Here is a 19,606-nt window from a genome sequence, read left to right as displayed (position 1 = left end):
CCGCCCCGACAAGACCTCTCACCAGTAAGGGACTTCACCTCCATGGACACCATGCGCGAGCGCTTCGTCGATGTGACCGCCCGGCTGCTCGACGACGACCCGCGGCTGGCCGTCGTGCTGGCCGACATCAGCGCCTCGGGCTTCGCCCCCGCCGCCGAGCGCCACCCCGACCGGGTGGTCAACGTGGGCATCCGCGAGCAGCTGCTGATCGGCGCGGCCGGCGGACTGGCGCTCACCGGGATGCGGCCGATCGCCCACACCTTCGCCAGCTTCCTGATCGAACGCCCCTTCGAGCAGGTCAAGTTGGACCTCGTCCACCAGGGCGTCGGCGCGGTGCTGGTGAGCGCCGTCGGCTCCTACGACTGGCCCGCCGGCGGCCGGACCCACATGTCGCCGGGCGACGTCGCGCTGCTGGACACCCTGCCGGACTGGACGGTCCACGTCCCGGGGCACCCCGACGAGGCGGAGCGGTTGCTGCGGCACGCGGTGGCCGACGGCGACCGCAATGTGTACGTGCGGCTGTCCGAGCACCGCAACGCCTCGGCGGTACCGGTCGAGGCGGGGCGGTTCACCGTCCTGCGCCGGGGCGCCAAGGGCGTGGTGCTCGCGGTCGGCCCGATGCTGGACGCCGTGCTGGCGGCCACCGAGGGGCTGGACGTCTCGGTGCTGTACGCGGCCACCGTGCGGCCGTTCGACGCGGCCGGGCTCCGGGCGGTGGTCGGCGGACGCGCGGACGTGGTGGTGGTCGAGCCCTACCTGGCCGGGACGTCCGCCGGGGAGGTGCACGCGGCGCTGGCGGACCGGGCGCACCGGGTGCTCGCCCTCGGGGTGCCGCGCGCGGAGCACCGGCACTACGGCTCGATGGCCGAGCACCTGGCCGCCTACGGCCTGGACGCGCCCGGGCTGCGGGAGCGGATCGGCACCTTCCTCTGGTGATCCGGCGGGCGGACCGAGGCGCGGGCCGGCCCCGGCCGCGCCGCTCACAGCCGGACGACCGCGACGGAGTCCGGCCCCAGCCGCACCGCCGTCCCGTCGAGCGCGCACTCGCCGAAGGACGCCACCACCTCCCGCCCCGGCCCCCCGAGCGGCAGCGCGGCGGGGGCGCCGCCCAGGTTGACCGCCACCCGGTGGGCCCCCCGGTGCAGCACCAGCCACCGGGCCGCCTCGTCGTACTCGGTCCGGACGGCCGCGAGGTCCGGGTCGGAGAGCTCCGGCCGGGTGCGCCGCAGCCGGATCAGCGTCCGGTACCAGGTGAGCAGTTCGGCGTGCGGGGCGCGCCCCGGCTCGGTCCAGTCGAGGACGGAGCGCAGCACGGTGGCCGGCTCCTGCGGGTCCGGCACCGCGTCGGCCCGCCAGCCGTGCTCGGCGAACTCCCGCCGCCGGCCCTGGCGGACGGCCTCGGCCAGGTTCGGGTCGGTGTGGTCGGTGAAGTACTGCCACGGGGTGGCCGCGCCCCACTCCTCGCCCATGAACAGCATCGGGGTGAACGGCGAGGCGAGCACCAGGGCGGCCCCGCAGGCGAGCCGCCCGGGGGAGAGACCGGGGGAGAGCCGGTCGCCGAGGGCCCGGTTGCCGATCTGGTCGTGGGTCTGCAGGTAACCGAGCAGCCGGTGGCCGTGCGCGGGCGGGAAGGGCCGGCCGTGGCTGCGCTCCCGGAACGAGGACCAGGTGCCGTCGTGGAAGAAGCCGCGGGTGAGCGTCCGGGCCACGGCGGCCAGCGGGGCGCGGGCGAAGTCCCCGTAGTAGCCCTGGGACTCGCCGGTGAGCGCGGTGTGCAGCGCGTGGTGGAAGTCGTCGCTCCACTGGGCGGTGAGGCCCTGGCCGCCGGCCTCGCGGGGGGTGGTGGTGCGGGGGGAGTTGAGGTCGGACTCGGCGACCAGGAACAGCGGCCGGTTGGTGGCGGTCGCCAACCGGTCCACCTCGCAGGAGAGTTCCTCCAGGAAGTGGACGGCGCGGTCGTCCGCGAGGGCGTGCACGGCGTCCAGCCGCAGGCCGTCGATCCGGTAGTCGCGCAGCCAGGCCAGCGCGCTGCCGATCAGGTACCGGCGCACCTCGTCCGAGCCGGGGGCGTCCAGGTTGACCGCCGAGCCCCACGGCGTGTGGTGCCGGTCGGTGAAGTACGGCCCGAAGGCGGGCAGGTGGTTGCCGGACGGGCCGAGGTGGTTGTGCACCACGTCCAGCACGACGCCGAGGCCCTTGCGGTGCGCGGCGTCCACGAAGCGCTTCAGCCCCTCCGGACCGCCGTAGGGCTCGTGCACGGCCCAGAGCGAGACCCCGTCGTAGCCCCAGCCGTGCCGGCCGGGGAACGGGCAGACCGGCAGCAGTTCGACGAAGTCGACACCCAGCTCGACGAGGTGGTCGAGGTGTTCGGCGGCGGCGTCGAAGGTACCGGCGGCCGTGAAGGTGCCGACGTGCAGTTCGTACAGCACGGCGCCGGGCAGCGGGCGGCCGCGCCAGCCGGTCTGCGACCAGCGGAACGCGGCGTGGTCGACGGACCGGCTGGGCCCGTCCGGTCCGTGCGGCTGCCGGGGCGAGCGAGGGTCGGGCAGCGGGCGGCCGCCGTCCAGCCGGAACGCGTAGTCCCCGGCCGGCGCCGGCCCGTGCCACCAGCCGGGCCGGCCGTCGTCCCGGGCCAGCGGGTGCCGCGCGCCGTCGACCTCCACCTCGACCCGTTCGGTGGCCGCCGGGGCCCACACCTCGTAGGTCCGGACCTCGTGCGTCGTCACGCCTCGCCCCTCCTGGTCAGCAGCGCCACGGGCTGCGCGGTCAGCAGCTCCGCCACCGGTACCGGGCCGGCCGGGTGGCGGTGTCCGGTCAGTTCGTCCGTCCACGCGCCGCCGGCCGGCAGGTCCAGCGCGGTGTCCTGCCAGCCGCCGGCCCGGGCGAGCCCGTACGGCAGCCGGGTGACCGCCGTGATCACGTCGTCGCCGCGGGCGAAGGCGAGCAGGTGGTCGGCGGCCGGGCCCCGGGCGGCCAGCGGCCGGTAGGCGCCCAGCGGCCGGCGGCGGCGCAGGTGCAGCGCCGTCGCGGTCAGGTGCAGCTTCTCCCGGGCGAGGTCGCCCGCCCGGGGGGTGGCCGAGTCGGTGAGCCGGACGGCGAGCGCGCCGAGGTCCACCACGCCCCGGTTGTCCGGGTCGACCAGGGTGTACAGCGGCTCCTCACTGCCCTGGTAGAGGTCCGGCACGCCGGGCACGGTCAGGTGCAGCAGGGCGGCGGAGAGGGTGTTGGCCCGGGCGTGGGGCGCGAGGGCCCGGACGAAGCCCTCGATCCGCGGGAGCAGTCCCGGGTTGGCGTAGGCGGCCCGGGCCCGGTCGGCCAGGGCCTGCTCGAAGCGGGCGTCGGGGGCCGTCCAGGAGGTCCGCAGCTTGGCCTCGCGGGCGGCCTTGAGCAGCGCGGGGACGAGCCGGTCCGGCGTGATCGGCCAGGCCGCGACCAGCGTCTGCCAGAGCAGCCAGTCGCTGTTCGGGTCGCCGCCCGGGCCGGCGGCGGTGGACCAGGCGGCGGCCTCGTCGGCCCAGGCCCGCGGCTGCTCGGCGAGCACGGCGAGGCGGGCGCGGGCGTCGGCGCTGCGCTTGGTGTCGTGGGTGGAGAGCACCGTCATGGTGGCCGGCCAGTGCTCCTCGACGTATTGGCACCAGGCGTGGAACGCGGCGGGCGGGAGCCCGGGCCGGGCCGGCTCGCCGCCGACCTCGTTCAGCGCGAGCAGCGCGTTCCACCGGTAGAAGGCGGTGTCCTCGACGCCCTTGGCGGCGACGGCGGCGGCGGTCTGCGCGAAGCGGGCGCAGAACTCGTCCTTCTCGGGCCCGCTGCCGAGCCGCCCGAGGGCGAGGTCGGCGACCAGCCGCCCGGTGGCGTCCTCGGAGCCGTCGAGGGCCGCCCGCACCTGCTCCTCGGAGATCGCCGGGGCGGGCTCGCCGGGCCGGACGTACGGGCGGTACGCGGGGTAGCCGGTGAGCACCCGCCGCAGCGCGTCCCGCAGCTGCCAGGGCGCGTGGTCGGCGTGGGCGGGTTCGGCGGCGCCGATCCGCACGGCGAGCCGGACCAGCCGCTCGACCTCGGCGGCCAGCTCGCCGCGCGGGCCGGTCATGTCGGCCCGTCCGCGCCGGGCGGCGGCGACGGCCGGGTGCGGGTCGGCGCACGGCTCCCCGCCGGACCCGGCCCCGCTGACCGCGTGCTCGTACGCGCCGGCCAGCCGGCAGGCGCCGGCGTGGTCGGTGAGCACGCCGTCGATGCGGCGCAGCGCGTCGTACCCGGTGGTGCCGGCGCACGGCCAGTCCCCGGGGAGGCGCTCCTCACCGGTGAGGATCTTCTCCACCACCGTGTAGGCGCCGCCGGTGGCCCCGGCGAGCCGGCGCAGGTAGCCGCGCGGGTCGGCCAGGCCGTCCGGGTGGTCGATCCGGAACCCGTCCAGGACGCCCTCGCGGTGCAGCCGCAGCAGCACGCCGTGGGTCGCCTCGAACACCTCGGGGACTTCGACCCGGACGGCGATCAGCTCGTTGACGGTGAAGAACCGCCGGTAGTTCAGCTCGGTGCGGGCCAGCCGCCACCAGGCGAGCCGGTACCACTGCCGGCTGAGCAGCTCGGGGAGCGGGAGGCCGGCGGTGCCGGGCCGCAGCGGGAGGGCGTGGTCGTGGTAGCGGAGCTCCTCGCCGTCGACCACGAGGTCGCCGAGGACGGCCCCGAGCCGGTCGCCGAGCAGCGGCAGCAGCACCCGGCCGCGGCCGGGGGAGTCCGGGGGGCCCGGCTGGGCGGTCCAGTCGATGTCGAACCAGGGTGCGTACGGCGAGTCGGGGCCGTCCCGCAGGACGTGCCAGAGCGGCCGGTTGAGCCGTTCGGGGACGGGGACGGCCATGTGGTTGGGCACCACGTCGGCGAGCAGCCGCAGGCCGTGCCGGTGGGCTTCGCCGGCCAGCGCGCGCAACGCCGGTTCGCCGCCGAGCTGGGCGCTGATCCGGCCGTGGTCGACGGTGTCGTAGCCGTGGGTGGATCCGGGGGCGGCCTCCAGCAGCGGGGACAGGTGGAGGTGGGAGACGCCGAGGGCGGCGAGGTAGGGCACCGCGGCGGTGGCGTCGCGGAGGGTGAAGCCGGGCTGCAGCTGGAGGCGGTAGGTGGCGGACGGTACTGCGGCCGGGCGGGGCTGGGCGGGCTCGGCGGCGTAGGTCATGTGTCCATGACTACCCGTGCGAGCCCGCGGCCAAGACCCGTTGCTGATCCGAACAGGTGAACGTGGTGACCGCGGCACGCCGTGGGGCCCGGCCGCGGACCCCGGGCGCCGCCCCGCGGCCGGGCGTCCGGCGCCCGGCCTAGGCCGGCCGCTGGAGCACCATCAGCGAGCGGTCGACGAGCGAGAGCGCGTCCCCCGCCTTGACCCGGGCCCCGGCGCCGGGGGCGGGCAGCCGGGGCTGGGCGGTGTCGACCACGACCTGCCACTCCTGGCCGTGGTCGGCCGGGACGGTGAACTCCAGCGGTTCGAAGTGGGCGTTGAACATCAGCAGGAAGGAGTCGTCGACGATCCGCCCGCCGCGCCGGTCCGGCTCCGAGATGGCGTAGCCGTTGAGGAAGACGGTGAGCGACTTGGCGTAGCTGGCGCCCCAGTTGCGCTTGGTCATCTCCTCCCCGCCGGGGGTGAACCAGGCGATGTCGGTGAGGTCCTCGTAGAGGCCGTTGGCCGGGCGGCCGGAGACCGGGCGGCCGTGGAAGAAGCGGCGCCGCCGGAAGACGGGGTGGTCGCGGCGGAGCCAGATCATGCCCTGGGTGAATTCGAGCAGCCGGGACTCGGGGCCGTCGCCCTCGGGCCAGTGCACCCAGGCGAGTTCGTTGTCCTGGCAGTAGGCGTTGTTGTTGCCCTCCTGGGTGCGGCCGAGCTCGTCGCCGTGCGAGAGCATCGGCACGCCCTGGGAGAGCATCAGGGTGGCGATCAGGTTCCGCTGCTGGCGGGCGCGCAGTTCCTCGATGGCCGGGTCGGTGCTCGGGCCCTCGGCGCCGCAGTTCCAGGAGCGGTTGAAGGATTCGCCGTCCCGGTTGTCCTCGCCGTTGGCCTCGTTGTGCTTGTCGTTGTAGGAGACCAGGTCGCGCAGGGTGAAGCCGTCGTGGCAGGTGACGAAGTTGATCGAGGCGATCGGGCGGCGGCCGTCGTCCTGGTAGAGGTCGGAGGAGCCGGTGAGCCGGGAGCCGAACTCGGCGAGCGTGGCGTTCTCGCCGCGCCACAGGTCGCGCACGGTGTCCCGGTACATGCCGTTCCACTCCGTCCACAGCGGAGGGAAGTTGCCCACCTGGTAGCCGCCCTCGCCGAGGTCCCACGGCTCGGCGATCAGCTTGGCCTGGGAGACCACCGGGTCCTGCTGGACGAGGTCGAAGAACGAGGAGAGCCGGTCCACCTCGTGGAACTGCCGGGCCAGCGTGGCGGCGAGGTCGAAGCGGAAGCCGTCGACGTGCATCTCGGTGACCCAGTAGCGCAGCGAGTCCATGATCAGCTGGAGGACGTGCGGGCTGCGCATCAGCAGGCTGTTGCCGGTGCCCGTGGTGTCCTCGTAGAACCGCTGGTCCTGGGCGAGCCGGTAGTAGGAGACGTTGTCCAGGCCGCGCAGCGAGAGGGTGGGCCCGAGGTGGTTGCCCTCGGCGGTGTGGTTGTAGACGACGTCCAGGATCACCTCGATGCCGGCCGCGTGCAGCGCCTTCACCATCGACTTGAACTCCTGCACCTGCTGGCCTCTGTCCCCGGTGGAGGAGTAGGAGGAGTGCGGGGCGAAGAAGCCGACCGTGTTGTAGCCCCAGTAGTTGGCCAGGCCGAGGTCGCGCAGCCGGTGGTCGCGGACGAACTGGTGCACCGGCATCAGCTCGATCGCGGTGACGCCGAGCTTGGCCAGGTGCTCGATCACCGCCGGGTGGGCCAGCCCCGCGTAGGTGCCGCGGATCTCCTCGGGGATGCCGGGGTGGAGCTTGGTGAGGCCCTTCACGTGAGCCTCGTAGACCACCGTGCGGTGGTAGTCCGTGCGCGGCGGCCGGTCGGTGCCCCAGTCGAAGTACGGATTGACGACCACCGAGTGCATGGTGTGCGGGGCGGAGTCGAGGTCGTTGCGGCGCTCGGGCGCGCCGAAGTGGTAGCCGTAGACCGACTCGTCCCAGTCGATGTTCCCGCTCATCGCCTTGGCGTACGGGTCCAGCAGCAGTTTGGCGCTGTTGTGCCGCTGGCCGAGGCCCGGGTTGTACGGTCCGTGGACGCGGAAGCCGTACCGTCGGCCGGGCTGGACCCCGGGGAGGTAGGCGTGCCGGACGAAGGCGTCCGTCTCGCGCAGCTCGACGGCCGTCTCCGACCCGTCCTCGTCGAGCAGGCAGAGCTCGATGCGGTCGGCGCTCTCGGAGAACACCGCGAAGTTGGTACCGGCCCCGTCGAAGGTGGCACCGAGGGGGTAGGGCTTCCCTGGCCAGACCTGCATGAGTCCTCAACTTCCTTGTGTCGGGGGGAAACTGACAGGCAGTCCGACTGTCAGCCCGGACCCCGACGCTCTCTTCCCGGCTGGGCGGCCGGGCATGTGCGACGGTCGCGCGCCGTGACGCACGGCACAGTCCGCATACTCCCCGACGCCGCCCCCGAGGGCGGGGCCATTCGCCGCGTGTTCGCCCGAACGGGTGTCCGCCGGGTACCCCCGGGGCCGCCGGGACGCACGGGGCGGCCGGGGCGCACGCGCCCCCTCGGCCAACCGGCTGCGGGCGCCTCGCGGCGGGCAGTACCCTTGATCGTCCGGCCGCTTCCCGCGCCGTGGCGATCCATCAGGGAGTGCGGCGCCGGCGGACGCGGCAGGACCGGCAGCACCCGACAGAAGACCCGACAGACGATCCGGCAGACCACCGGCTCCGGCAGCAACCAGGTGAGGTGGCGCATGGTGTACCCCGCCGGCGGCCGTGGCGGTGGGCCCGGCGGCCCCGACCGGGGCGGCGCCCGCAGCGAGGCCCCGACGGTCGTCATGCGCCCCGCCATGACCGGCCGGGCCGTGGTGCCGGCCCAGGGCGGCCCGGTCGAGATACCGGCCCTCGCCTGGTCCAGCGCCGAGTGGGAGGACGCCTACCAGCGGGTCCGGCTGGCCGGGCGGGCGTACGTCTGGCTCAACCTGGTCGAGCAGCGGCTGCGCTCCCTCGTCGACGAGGTGCTCTACCCCATCTACGCGCCCGCCCACGGCGAGGACTGGGTGACGGCCGCGGCCGGCCCGGCCGGCGAGGAGTGGGCCCACCGGGCCGGCGCCGTCCGCGAGGTCAGCCGCCGCAAGGGCTACCTGCTCGACCCGGCCGACGACGACCCGCTGGTCTTCCTCACCCTGCCCCAGCTGCGCGAGCTGATGGTCCAGCACTGGCCCTGCTTCGACCCCTACCTGGCCGACCGCCGGGAGATCGAGCTGGCGCTGGACGAACTGGAGGTGGCCCGGCACGTCGTCTCCCGCAACCGCGTCCTGACCCCGACCGTGCTCGCCCAGACCGAACGCGCCGCCGCCCGGCTGCTCGCCGTGCTGGACGGCGGCACCGGCGGCGTCCCCGCCGACGTCGTCGAGTCCCTGGTGGCCGGCCGGTACGCGGACGTGGTCGCGGTGCACGCCGACCGGGTCCGGCTCCAGCGCGACCTGCCGGTGGAGGACCTGCTGGACGGCGCCCGGCGGCTGGACGCGCTCGGCATCGGCCTCGGCATGCTCTGCCAGAACTACACCGGCAAGCGCCTGGTCCGCCTCGCCACCGACGGCTGCCGGGTCCGGCTGCTCTTCCTCAACCCGGCGAGCAGCGCCGTCCGCCGCCGGGAACGCGAACTGGGCCTCGGCCGCGGCGAGCTGGCCCGTTCGATCGAGATGAACATCATGCACGTGCGCCGGGTCCGGGCCCGGTTGCGCGACCAGGGCGGCTTCGAGATCCGGGTCTTCGACGAGACCCCGCGCTTCACCGCCTACCTGGTCGAGGGCCCGCGCCCGTCCGGCCAGACCGGCGGCCCCCGCCGGCAGACCCGGGACCTCGGGGTGGTCCAGCCCTACCTGCGCCGGGCCCGCGGCATGGAGTCGCCCGCCCTGGTCCTGCGCGGCGGCGCCGGCCAGCAGCCGGGCGGCACCGACGCCGGGCTGCTGGAGGTCTACCGCGAGGAGTTCGAGGGCATCTGGGGGGACTCCCGGCCGGTCTCCTGAGCGGCCGGCGGGCCGGTTGGCGCGCAGGGGCCGGGGCCGCCGCGAAACCGGCTGGCCCGGCCGGCCGGGCCGCTGGAAGACTGCCCCGGTGACCACCACCCCCGCCTGGACGAAGCGCCCCGCCACGACCGCCGACCTCGAACCCCTGGTCGAGCTGCGCGCCGTGGTGCTGCGCCCCGACCTCGAACGGCTCGGCCGCTACGACGAGCACCGGGTCCGGCGGCGGCTGCGCGACTCCTTCTCCACCCGCTGGACGTCGGCCGTGCTGGTCGACGGCGCCCTCGCCGGCTGCGTCACCGTCCGCCCCGACGGGCAGGGCGGGCGGCTGCTGGAGCACTTCTACCTCGCCCCGGAGCTCCAGGGCCGGGGCGTCGGCTCCGGCGTCCTGCGGTCCGTCCTGGCCGAGGCCGACGCCGCCGGCGAGCCGGTGCGGCTCGACGTCCTCCGGGGCAGCCCCGCCCGCCGCCTCTACGAGCGGCACGGCTTCACCCTGGTCTCCGAGGACCCGGTCGACGTCCGGCTGCTCCGCCGGCCCGTCGGCTCGCCCGCCGCCGCCCGGCTGCGGGACCGGGCCCTGCTCTGGACCATCGGCGAGCTGCGGGCCCGCGAGGTGGTGGAGGCGGCCTGCGGGGCCCTGGCCGCGGGGCTCGACACCCCGGCCCTGCGGGCCCTCGCCGCCCGCACCTACGGGGAGGCGGACGCCTCGGTCGCCGAGCTGCTGGCGCCGGCGCTCGCGGAGCTCGGACTCGACCTCCCGCCGGTCGACAGCCGCACCGCCGAGCGGGCGGGGCTGGTGGCGCTGGCCGCCCGGCTGCTGACCGGCGAGCTGACGCCGAGGGAGCTGGCGCACGCGGCGCACCGGCGGTGGGGGCACGAGGACGGGCCGGCCGAGGCGCTCGCCCTCCTCGACGACGACTACGACCTGCTCGGCCGCAGTACCCGGACGCGCGGCGAACTCGACGAGGAGGTGTGGGCCGAGGCCCGCCGGCTGACCGCGCACGCCGGGGCCGGGGCCGGGGCCGGGGCGTCGGCCGCGGCGGCGAACTGATCCGCGGGCGCCGGGCGTCCCGCCACCACCGCCGAAGCGCCGCCGCCGCGTCGGTCGGAAACCGGCGGGCCCGGCCCGCTCGCGGCGGCCCCGGTTGGCCGCCCACCGGTCCCGGCGGGCTGTCGACCGGCCCTGGGCCAGGGGCGGAGCCGTCATGGCCGCGTCGGTCAGCGGCGGTCCGGACCGGTCGCCGGGCCACTCGCGGCGGGCCACCGCCGCTGGGCACTTCGCCGGTCTCCACCGGGCCCGGGACGGTGCCGGCGGGCCGGGCCGGAGCCTGCCCGGCAGGGCCCGGGGGCGGTGCCCGACCGCCCCACCGGCGGCGTTGTCGGTGGCCCGGGCGATGATAGGGGCTGTTTCGACCAGCAGGACGGAAGGACGCACCCCTATGAGCTGGTGGCAGCAGCCACTGGTCGGCTTCGACCTGGAGACCACGGGCACCGACCCGACCGTGGACCGCATCGTCACGGCCGCCCTCGTGGACACCGTCGGAGCCCGCCGGCTGAGCGCCACCGGCTGGCTGGTCGACCCGGGCGTCCCGATCCCCGCCGAGGCGGAGGCGATCCACGGCATCGGCGACGAGCTCGTCCGCAGCAAGGGCCGCCCGGCCAAGGCGGCGGTCGACGAGATAGCCACCGCCCTGTGCGAGCGGCTCGCCGCCGGTCACCCGGTGGTCGCCTTCAACGCCCCCTTCGACCTCTCGCTGCTCGACGCCGAGCTGCGCCGCCACGGCCTGGCCCCCTTGGCCGAGCGCCTCGGCGGTCCGGTCGCGCCGGTCCTCGACGCCCTGGTCATCGACCGGGCCGTCGACAAGTACCGCAAGGGCTCGCGCACCCTCCAGCGGGTCTGCGAGGTGTACGGGGTCGAGCTGACCGACGCCCACGAGGCCGGCAGCGACGCCCTCGCCGCCGTCCGGGTCGCCGTCGCCCTCGCGGAGCGGTACCCGGCCGAGGTCGGCGAGGTGCCGCTCGCCGTCCTGCACACCCGCCAGATCGACTGGTACCGGAGCTGGGCGGAGGGCCTGGAGGCCTGGCTCCGCCGCGGCAAGGACCCGCAGGCCGTCATCGACCCGCGCTGGCCCCTGCGCTGAGGGCCTGACCGCCGGAGCACCCGGCCGCGCGGGCCGGGCCGACCCGGGCCTCGCGCCGCGTCGGGCACCGGCCCGGTCGTGCGGGACGGCGATCAGGTCCGCCGACCGGGTGGCCGGCGGTGGGGAGGCCGTCGCACCCCGTACCCGGTGTTCAACCGCTGTCCGGGCGCGTCGGGTTGATCGGTCGCCCGGTGCGGAGCGGTGATCACCGGGCCGGGCTGTCGCGAGGTGTTCGGCCGGTCGGCCGGGTCAGCGCGCGGGGAGGTCGAAGCGGTAGCCCTGGGCGATCAGCCAGGGGAGCAGCTGCTTCAGCGCGGCGACGGTCTGGCTCCGGTCGCCGCCGCCGTCGTGCATCAGGATCACGCCGCCGGGCCGGAGTTGGCTCTGCACGGTGGAGACGATCGAGGCGACGCCCGGGCGGGACCAGTCGCGCGGGTCGACCGACCAGCCGAGCGGGCGCAGGCCCTCGGCCGCGGCGATGTGCTGGTTGTCGGCGGTGAACCCGCCGCCGGGGGCCCGGAACCAGGCGACCTCGGTGCCCGGCCCGCCGGCCCGCACGATCATGTCCCGGCCGCCGGAGATCTGGGACGCGGCCTTGTCGTGCGAGAGCGGGGCGAACGGCAGCGGGTGGCTCACGGTGTGGTCGCAGAGCCGGTGGCCGGCCGCCCGGATCCGCTTGACCATGGCGGGTTGGGCGGCGGCCTGCTGGCCGATCTGGCAGAACGTCGCCTTGACGCCGTACCGGGCCAGCAGGTCCAGGACCTCGCCGGTGGCGGGGCCCGGCCCGTCGTCGAAGGTGAGCGCCACCGTCCGCCCGCCGGAGGAGGTGGAGCGGACGACCGAGGTGGACACCCCGGTCGCGGGCGGGGCGGGCGGGGCCGGCGGGGCGGGTGTCGTCGTGGGCGGCCGGGTGGCCGGTGCGGAGGACGGGGCCTTGGCGGGCACCGGGGTCTTCGAGGGCGCCGGGGTCCGGGGAGGAGCCGGTGGCTTGGGCGTGGCCGGTCCGCCGGTCGCGGGCTTCGAAGCCGGCACGGCGTCGCCCGGCGGGGTGGCGGCGGGGGCGCTGCCCGACGGCGTGGAGGAGGACGGGGAGGAGGAGCCGGAGGGGGACCCGGCGGACGGAGCCGGGGCGCCGGTGCCCGACGCGGTGGTGCCCGAGGCGTTCCCCGACGCGGTGAGGCCCGGCTGCGGCTGCAGCGCCCCGTTGGCGGTGCCGCAGGCGGCCAGGGCGAGTGAGGCGACCACCGCCACGCAGCCCGCGAGCAGCCGGCGGCGGCGTCGGACGGAGGGGGAGGGACGCTGCGAGGTGGTGTGCTCCGGCATGGCTGCGGCTCCTGAGACACTGGGCGGCTACCGGTCCCCGATCAGGGAGACTGTCCGACAAGACGCCCGTCGGACCGCCCCGGTTGCACGCCGGAGCCGCCGATCCCACGCGGAAGACGGCAGGCTCAGAACGGGTACCAGCGCACTCCGGTGGCGCCCTCGCGCAGCGAATCGACCCGCCGGCGGAACTCCGCCAGCGCGGCCGGGTTGCCCGGCGCCTGCTGGGCCACCCAGGAGGCGCTCGCCGTCTCGCGGGCGCCGCGCAGCACCGCGAAGCCCGCCCACTCCCGGACGTCCCAGCCGTACGCCTCGGTGAACGCCCGGTACTCCTCGGCCGGGACGCCGTACCGGTCGTGGCTGAGCGCGAGAACCACCAGGTCGTGCTCGCGCAGGTCGTGCGAGGCGTACTCCAGGTCGAGCAGGACGGGCCCCTCCGCCCCGATGTGGACGTTGCGCGGCAGCGCGTCGCCGTGGATCACGCCGGTCGGCAGCTGCGCGGGCAGGCCGGGCAGCGCGGCGGCGAAGTCGTCGCGGCGGTCCCGGAGGAAGGCGACGTCGGCGGGGTCGACGTGCCCCTCGGCGGAGGCCAGCCAGCGCTCGACAGGGGCGAGGAGGTCCCGGCGGGCGAGCGGGAAGGGCGGCAGCGGCAGCCGGTGGAGGGCGAGCAGCAGCGGCGCGAGGTCCACCGGCCGGGCGGGCCGTTCGGCGGGGGCCAGCCGCTCCCAGAAGGTCACGGGGTGGCCGTCGACGACGTTCGGCTCGGGCGGGACGGCGTCGTACGGGCGGACCACCGGGATGCCCCGGTCGGCCAGCCAGCGGGCGAAGCCGAGCTCCCGCCCGGCCCGGTCGGACAGCTCGGGGCCGCGGCCGACCTTGGCCACCACGGCCGGGTCGCCGAGGTCGAAGACGGCGTTCTCGCCCAGGGCGAGCAGCCGGGCGCCGCCGGGCTCGGGCAGGCCGGCGGACGCGCAGGCCCGGGCGAGCAGCAGCCGGGCGCGGCCCTCGTCGAAGGGGATCATGGGGCTGCTCCGTTCCGCGGGACGCCTGGACGGTGATCATCATGACGCACGCGGGCCGGGCCCCGCGCGACGCGGGGCCCGGTCACGGCCGGCGGCCGGCGGCCGGCGGGCGACGGGCGGGTGGCGGCCGGTGGACGGCGGGGTGCCGGCGCTGGTGTCAGACCCCGACCCGGCGGTGCCGGGGCCGCTCGGGTTCGGCCGGCCCGGTGGTGGTTCCGGGGCCGTGGACCGCTGCGCCGACCGGCGGGAGGCTCCCGCCGTGCGAGAGCTCGGACAGCCACCGCAGCCAGGTCGGCAGGTACCAGGTGCGCTCGCCGAGCAGGGTCATCACCGCGGGCAGCAGCACCGCGCGGACCACCGTCGCGTCGATCAGTACCGCGACGGCGAGGCCGGCGCCCATCTGCTTCATCGCCCGCATGGAGAGGGTGCCGAAGACCGCGAACACCGCGACCATGATCACTACCGCGCCGGTGACCACCCCGGCGGTGCCGGGGCGGCGCAGCCGGCCGAGCAGCGGGACGCGGCCCTTCTCGACCCGGTCGCCCAGCATGGACAGCAGGGCGGGGAGCACGGTGAGCGAGCCGAGCACGGCGGTGACCACGACCACGATGGTGGCGTAGGCCATCGCCTGGAACTCGGCCATGCCGGGGAGGAACGTGCCGGCCATCGCGACCACCACGGCGACCCCGGAGACCAGCACGGCCGTGACGTTCTTCACAGGCACCTCGTCGCCGCCGGCGACGTCGAACCGGACGAGGACGGAGCGGCCGTCCGCCGAGACCGCCCCGGTGTCGTACGGGGAGCGGACGTAGGTGGCCCGGCCGGTGCCGGTCACCCCGGCGAGCACCTGGTCGACGGCGGCACGGAAGGCCGGTGCGTCGGCGGTCGTGGTGGCACTCTGGACCAGCACGGTCTCGCTCGCCGGGGCGGTCAGCCCCGCGTCGTCGAGGATCCGCGCGGCTCGGGAGACGTGGCCGGGAAGGGGCCGTTGAGCAGGCATCCGGCTGGCGGGGGAGTCGTCCCGGGGGGTCGGCCACGGGAACGGGGTGGGGTCATCCCTACCGGGGAACCCTGACTTCTCCTCCCTCAGAGTGGGTGCGAACTCCACCCTGAGGGGGAGTGGTCTCCACCCCGAGCACGAGGTGAGAGGGCCGGTCGGCGGGTGAAGATGGTGCGGGGCGGCTGGACGGCGTCCCTGAGGGGGTTGGTCTACGGGGGATATTTGCTTGCCGGTCGGCAAGCAAGTTCTCGTATGATGATGTCCTCATCTCACTTACCTGCCGACCGGCTAGGGGCGGGCCTCGTCGCCATGCCCTGCCCGGTCCTCCGTCGCCCGGAGTCCCGTCCCCCAAGGGCTGGCGGTGAACCATGCCCAGGAGGCATCACGAGCATGTTCCACCGACTCGGACATTTCGTCGTCCGTCGCGCCTGGTGGGTGATCGCGGCATGGGTTGTCGCGATGATCGCGATCGTGGCCGGCGCGCCGACGATCACCGCACAGACCGACGAGGCTTCCTTCCTTCCCAAGCACTACGAGTCCATCCAGGCCTCGGCGCTCCAGGAGAAGGCGTTCCCGGCCAACTTCACGCCCTCCGCGATGGTGCTCTTCGAGCGCAACGACGGCGCCGCGATGAACGACGCCGACAAGGCCGCCATGGCCAAGATCGTCCAGGGTCTCTCGGACAAGAAGATCGCGGACGTCGAGAAGGTCATCCCGGTCAGCGAGCAGACGACGTCCAAGGACGGCAAGTACGCGCTCGCGCCGATAGCCATCGACAAGGCCAAGCAGCAGTCCGAGGACTTCGGCGAGGCCGCCAAGCACCTCCGCGAGGAGGGCAAGTCGCTCACCTCGGGGACCGACCTGAAGTTCCAGCTCGGTGGCGCCGCCGCCCAGGCGCTGGACCAGAAGGAGTCCTCCGGCTCGGCCGACGCGCTCATCGCGATGTCCACGGTCGTCCTGGTCGCGCTCATCGTCGGAATCATCTTCCGCAGCGTCCTGGCCGGACTCCTGCCGATCCTGATCTCGCTGGTGGTCGCCATGCCGACCGCCAACGGCGTGATCGCCTACGCCACCAAGGCGTTCGGCCTGGAGAGCACCCCGGTGCTGTCGGCGATCCTGATCGTCGTCGTGCTCGGTGTCGGCACCGACTACTTCCTCTTCCTGGCGTTCCGCTACCGCGAGCGGCTGCGGGCCGGGGACGACCGCAAGGAGGCCGTGGCCAACGCCGTCGGCCGGGTCGGTGAGGCGATCGCCTCGGCGGCCGGCGCCGTCACCGTCGCCTTCGCGGTGCTGATCCTCTCCAGCCTCGGCATGTTCAAGGCCCTCGGCCCGGCGCTGGCCATCGCGGTGATCGTCACCGCGCTCGCCTCGCTCACCCTGGCCCCCGCCGTGCTCGCGGTCATCCCGGCGCGCGGTGTGTTCTGGCCGGGCAAGAAGTGGATGAACGAGCCGGGCAACGCCCGCTTCACCGCGCTCGGCCGCATGGTCGAGAAGCGCCCCGCCCTGGTCGCCCTGGCCTCCGGCGGCGTGCTGGTGGCGCTGTCGGCCGGCGCCCTGGGCTACAACGGCACCTTCGACCTCGCGGGCAGCTCCATGCCCAAGGACAAGGAGTCGATGGTCGTCCAGGACAAGCTGATGAACGGCTTCTCGGCCGGCGCGGCCGACCCGAGCCACGTCTACCTGACCAGCACCGCGGGCACCAAGCTCGACCCGGCCGCGTTCGAGGGCTTCGCGGCCAAGCTCGGCGGCGTCCACGGGGTGTCCCCGGTCGCGGCGAAGCCCCAGCTCAGCGAGGACGGCACGACGGCCGACTTCACCGTGCTGCTCAACAACGAGCCGTCCAGCAACGCGGCGATCGACTCGCTCACCGAGCTGCGGGAGGTCGCGCACAGCCAGGCGCCGACGGGCACGGAGGCGAAGGTCGGCGGTCTGACCGCCGTCTACAAGGACATCAACCTCGCGATGAACCACGACTACAAGCTGGTGTTCCCGGTCGCGGGTCTGCTGATCCTGCTGATCCTGGGCCTGCAGCTGCGCAGCGTGGTCGCCCCGTGGTACCTGATGGTCTCGGTCGGGCTCGGCTTCACGGCCACCCTCGGCTCCGCCACGCTGCTCTTCCAGAAGCTGGGCAGCGAGAGCGGTCTGATGTTCATGCTGCCGATCCTGATCTACCTCTTCGTGGTGGCGATCGGGACGGACTACAACATCCTGATCATCGCCCGCCTGCGGGAGGAGGCCCGCGCGGGCCGCAACCCGCGTGAGGCGGCCCGTGAGGCGCTGCGCCACGGCGGCCCGACCGTCGCGGCGGCCGGGTTCATCCTGGCGGCGTCGTTCGCGACCTTCATGCTCGCGGGCAACGTGTTCATGCTGGAGTTCGGCTTCGCGATGGCCTTCGGCATCGCCCTGGCGGCCTTCGTGATGGCGCTCTTCTTCACCCCGGCGCTCACCGCGCTGATCGGCCGCGCCGCCTGGTGGCCCGGCCACGGCGCCGACGACCAGCACCAGTCCGGCCCGGCCCCGGTGGCCGGTTCGCACGGTGTGCCGGAGCCGGCCGGACGGCACTGACCGCCCCGTCGCACCGCACGGCACGCGGCGTCCGCTTCGGCGGGCGCCGCGTTCCCGCTTTGCGGCGCGGGCAAACGTGACGTGCCAGGCAAAAAGTCCCCGGTCAATCGGGGTGGCGCCGTGCTACAGTCGACTCAGTTGCAGTTTTGGTTCCCATGAACGTTTGTGTGCGCCTGCTGGTTCAACCCAACAGGCGCATTTGTTTTGTCCGGTGTTTCAGTCTCCGGATGGGGATCGCGGCTACTTGGGGTCCACGAAGTGTGGGCTCTGATGCCCCAGTTTTTTGAGGAGACGGTTATGGCTACCGGCACCGTGAAGTGGTTCAACAGCGAAAAGGGCTTCGGCTTCATCGAGCAGGATGGTGGCGGCGCTGACGTGTTCGCCCACTACTCGAACATCAGCGCTCAGGGCTTCCGTGAGCTCGTCGAGGGCCAGAAGGTCGAGTTCGACGTCACGCAGGGCCAGAAGGGCCCGCAGGCCGAGAACATCCGCGTCATCTGAGTCCAGCTTCCGAGCTGACTCGCGATCTCGCGTAGCGAGGGCCCGTACCGCACGGTGCGGGCCCTCGTGCATGCCGCCGAACGGCCGGGGCGGCGAATTCCCACCCGACGGCCGACCAGCCCCGACCGGGCTGTGCCTCCCATCGGATGGAGAATCCATGACCACCCCTGCCCGCGCACCCCGTGACAACGAGCGCGGCGGCGACCGTTCGCGCAAGCCCCGCACCGGCGGCGGCGCCCGCAACGGCGGCGCCCCCCGCGCCTCCCGCGGCGGCGCCCCGCGCAACAGCGCCCCGCGCGCCGCCCAGGCGCCCGCCGACTTCACCGTCGTCCAGGGGGGCACCCCGCCGCGGCCCCCGGCGGCCACCTTCGGCGAGCTGGACCTGCCCAAGGGCATCCTCAGCGCGCTCACCCGCGAGGGCGTCACCGAGCCGTTCCCGATCCAGGGCGCCACCCTGCCGGACTCCATCGCCGGCCGCGACGTGCTCGGCCGCGGCCGCACCGGCTCCGGCAAGACGCTCGCCTTCGGCCTGCCGCTGCTGGCCCGCACGGCCGGCAAGCGCGCCGACTCCCGGCACCCGCTGGCCCTCGTCCTGGTGCCCACCCGTGAGCTGGCCCAGCAGGTCACCGACGCGCTCACCCCGTACGCCACCGCCGTGAACCTGCGGATCGCCACCGTCGTCGGCGGTATGTCGATCACCCGGCAGGCCAACGCCGTGCGCCGGGGCGCCGAGGTCCTGGTCGCCACCCCGGGCCGGCTGGACGACCTGATCAACCGCGGCGACGTCCGACTGGGCGACGTGGCCATCACCGTCCTCGACGAGGCCGACCAGATGGCGGACATGGGCTTCCTGCCGCAGGTCACCAAGCTGCTGGAGCAGGTCGCCGAGGGCGGGCAGCGGATGCTGTTCTCCGCCACCCTGGACCGCAACGTCGACCGGCTGGTCAAGCGCTTCCTGACCGACCCGGTCACCCATTCGGTCGACCCGTCGGCCGGCGCGGTGACCACCATGGACCACCACGTGCTCCAGCTGGACCCGGCCGACAAGGCCTCCGCGACCGCGCACATCGCCTCGCGCGACGGCCGCGTGATCATGTTCGTGCACACCAAGCACGGCGCCGACCGCCTCGCCAAGCAGCTGCTGGCCAACGGCGTGAAGGCGGCGGCCCTGCACGGCGGCAAGTCCCAGCCCCAGCGCAACCGGGTGCTCGACCAGTTCCGCGACGGTCTGGTGACCGCGCTGATCGCCACCAACGTGGCCGCCCGCGGCATCCACATCGAGGGCCTCGACCTGGTCGTCAACGTGGACCCGCCGATCGACCACAAGGACTACCTGCACCGCGGCGGCCGCACCGCCCGGGCCGGCGAGTCCGGCACGGTCGTCACCCTGGTCCTTCCCGACCAGCGGCGCGAGGTCAACCGGCTGATGACGGTCGCCGGCATCCGCCCGACCACGACGAAGATCCGCCCGGGCGACGCCGAGCTGACCCGGATCACCGGTGCCCGCACTCCCAGCGGCGTACCCGTCGCGGTGGTCGTCCCGGCCCCGGCCGCCGCCCCGGCCGCCGAGGCCAAGGCCGGCGCCCCGCGCCGCCGCCCCGCCAAGCGCTCGGGCCTGCCCACCGACGTCGACATGAACGGCAACCCGCGTCGCCCCCGTCCGAAGCAGCGCCTCGGCGGCGCCGGCGGCGGCCAGGGCGGCGGCGGCAGCCGCCAGGCCGCGGGCTTCATCGGCCGCTCCTCCGGCCGCCCGGCGCCCGGCTCGGGCTCCAAGACCGGCGCCAACTACGGCACCGGCCGCCAGCGCCGCAAGACCGACTGAGTCCTTCCGGACGCGGACGAGGACGAACGGCCCGGCTCCCCTCGGTGGGGGAGCCGGGCCGTTCGCGTGCGCCGGAGGGG

General features: G+C 74.9%; 11 protein-coding genes and 2 pseudogenes. 7 read left to right on the top strand and 6 right to left on the bottom strand.

Features of this window, described 5'->3' with window-relative positions:
* Nucleotides 1-42 precede the first annotated feature (42 nt).
* Complete coding sequence (locus ABZ495_RS03675) at nt 43-936, top strand: transketolase C-terminal domain-containing protein (protein ID WP_359834267.1); 894 nt, start codon at nt 43-45, stop codon at nt 934-936.
* Between the two features lie 44 nt (nt 937-980).
* Here the strand turns inward: ABZ495_RS03675 and treZ are convergent, their stop codons facing one another.
* The 3 genes from treZ to glgX all read right to left on the bottom strand — a co-directional run bounded on the left by treZ (nt 981) and on the right by glgX (nt 7,436).
* Nucleotides 981-2,726 carry a malto-oligosyltrehalose trehalohydrolase gene (treZ, locus tag ABZ495_RS03670; RefSeq protein WP_359834265.1) on the bottom strand — a complete coding sequence of 582 codons (1,746 nt, stop codon included), beginning with the start codon at nt 2,724-2,726 and terminating at the stop codon, nt 981-983.
* On the bottom strand, nt 2,723-5,164 hold the full coding sequence (gene treY / locus ABZ495_RS03665; protein ID WP_359834264.1) for a malto-oligosyltrehalose synthase: 2,442 nt from the start codon (nt 5,162-5,164) through the stop codon (nt 2,723-2,725). Before treY ends, treZ begins: the two co-directional genes overlap by 4 nt.
* Before the next feature lie 139 nt (nt 5,165-5,303).
* On the bottom strand, nt 5,304-7,436 hold the full coding sequence (glgX, locus tag ABZ495_RS03660; protein WP_359802380.1) for a glycogen debranching protein GlgX: 2,133 nt from the start codon (nt 7,434-7,436) through the stop codon (nt 5,304-5,306).
* A gap of 540 nt (nt 7,437-7,976) precedes the next feature.
* Between glgX and ABZ495_RS03655 the strand changes: the two genes are divergently transcribed.
* From ABZ495_RS03655 to ABZ495_RS03645, 3 genes and pseudogenes are all read left to right on the top strand, one after another.
* Nucleotides 7,977-9,158 (top strand): SAV2148 family HEPN domain-containing protein, encoded by a 1,182-nt coding sequence (locus tag ABZ495_RS03655; RefSeq protein WP_359834390.1) that lies wholly within the window; start codon nt 7,977-7,979, stop codon nt 9,156-9,158.
* An 88-nt stretch (nt 9,159-9,246) separates the two neighbouring features.
* Nucleotides 9,247-9,693: pseudogene (locus ABZ495_RS03650) on the top strand (GNAT family N-acetyltransferase); the annotation flags it as partial.
* Between the two features lie 901 nt (nt 9,694-10,594).
* Nucleotides 10,595-11,296 carry an exonuclease domain-containing protein gene (locus tag ABZ495_RS03645; protein ID WP_352290295.1) on the top strand — a complete coding sequence of 234 codons (702 nt, stop codon included), beginning with the start codon at nt 10,595-10,597 and terminating at the stop codon, nt 11,294-11,296.
* Between the two features lie 249 nt (nt 11,297-11,545).
* On the opposite strand, the gene ABZ495_RS03640 is transcribed toward ABZ495_RS03645, so the two are convergent.
* The 3 genes and pseudogenes from ABZ495_RS03640 to ABZ495_RS03630 all read right to left on the bottom strand — a co-directional run.
* Nucleotides 11,546-12,619 carry a polysaccharide deacetylase family protein gene (locus tag ABZ495_RS03640; protein WP_359834262.1) on the bottom strand — a complete coding sequence of 358 codons (1,074 nt, stop codon included), beginning with the start codon at nt 12,617-12,619 and terminating at the stop codon, nt 11,546-11,548.
* A gap of 125 nt (nt 12,620-12,744) precedes the next feature.
* The gene (locus tag ABZ495_RS03635) at nt 12,745-13,638 is read right to left on the bottom strand and encodes an aminoglycoside phosphotransferase family protein (RefSeq protein WP_359834260.1); all 894 of its coding nucleotides are present in this window, start codon (nt 13,636-13,638) and stop codon (nt 12,745-12,747) included.
* Between the two features lie 157 nt (nt 13,639-13,795).
* A pseudogene (locus ABZ495_RS03630) lies at nt 13,796-14,125 on the bottom strand (MMPL family transporter); the annotation flags it as partial.
* Between the two features lie 903 nt (nt 14,126-15,028).
* Here ABZ495_RS03630 and ABZ495_RS03625 point away from each other — a divergent pair.
* From ABZ495_RS03625 to ABZ495_RS03615, 3 genes are all read left to right on the top strand, one after another.
* Nucleotides 15,029-17,203 carry an MMPL family transporter gene (locus ABZ495_RS03625; protein WP_359834258.1) on the top strand — a complete coding sequence of 725 codons (2,175 nt, stop codon included), beginning with the start codon at nt 15,029-15,031 and terminating at the stop codon, nt 17,201-17,203.
* Between the two features lie 297 nt (nt 17,204-17,500).
* A complete protein-coding gene (locus ABZ495_RS03620) occupies nt 17,501-17,704 on the top strand; it encodes a cold-shock protein (protein WP_329487154.1) in 204 nt (67 codons plus the stop codon).
* Between the two features lie 157 nt (nt 17,705-17,861).
* Nucleotides 17,862-19,526: a DEAD/DEAH box helicase gene (locus tag ABZ495_RS03615; protein ID WP_329487153.1), complete on the top strand. Its 1,665-nt coding sequence runs from the start codon at nt 17,862-17,864 to the stop codon at nt 19,524-19,526.
* Nucleotides 19,527-19,606 lie beyond the last annotated feature (80 nt).

Origin of the sequence: Kitasatospora sp. NPDC005748 (assembly GCF_040630735.1) — a bacterium.
Lineage (GTDB): Bacteria > Actinomycetota > Actinomycetes > Streptomycetales > Streptomycetaceae > Kitasatospora.
Note: the sequence above shows the minus strand (reverse complement) of the source record. Positions and strands in the feature narration are given on the sequence as shown.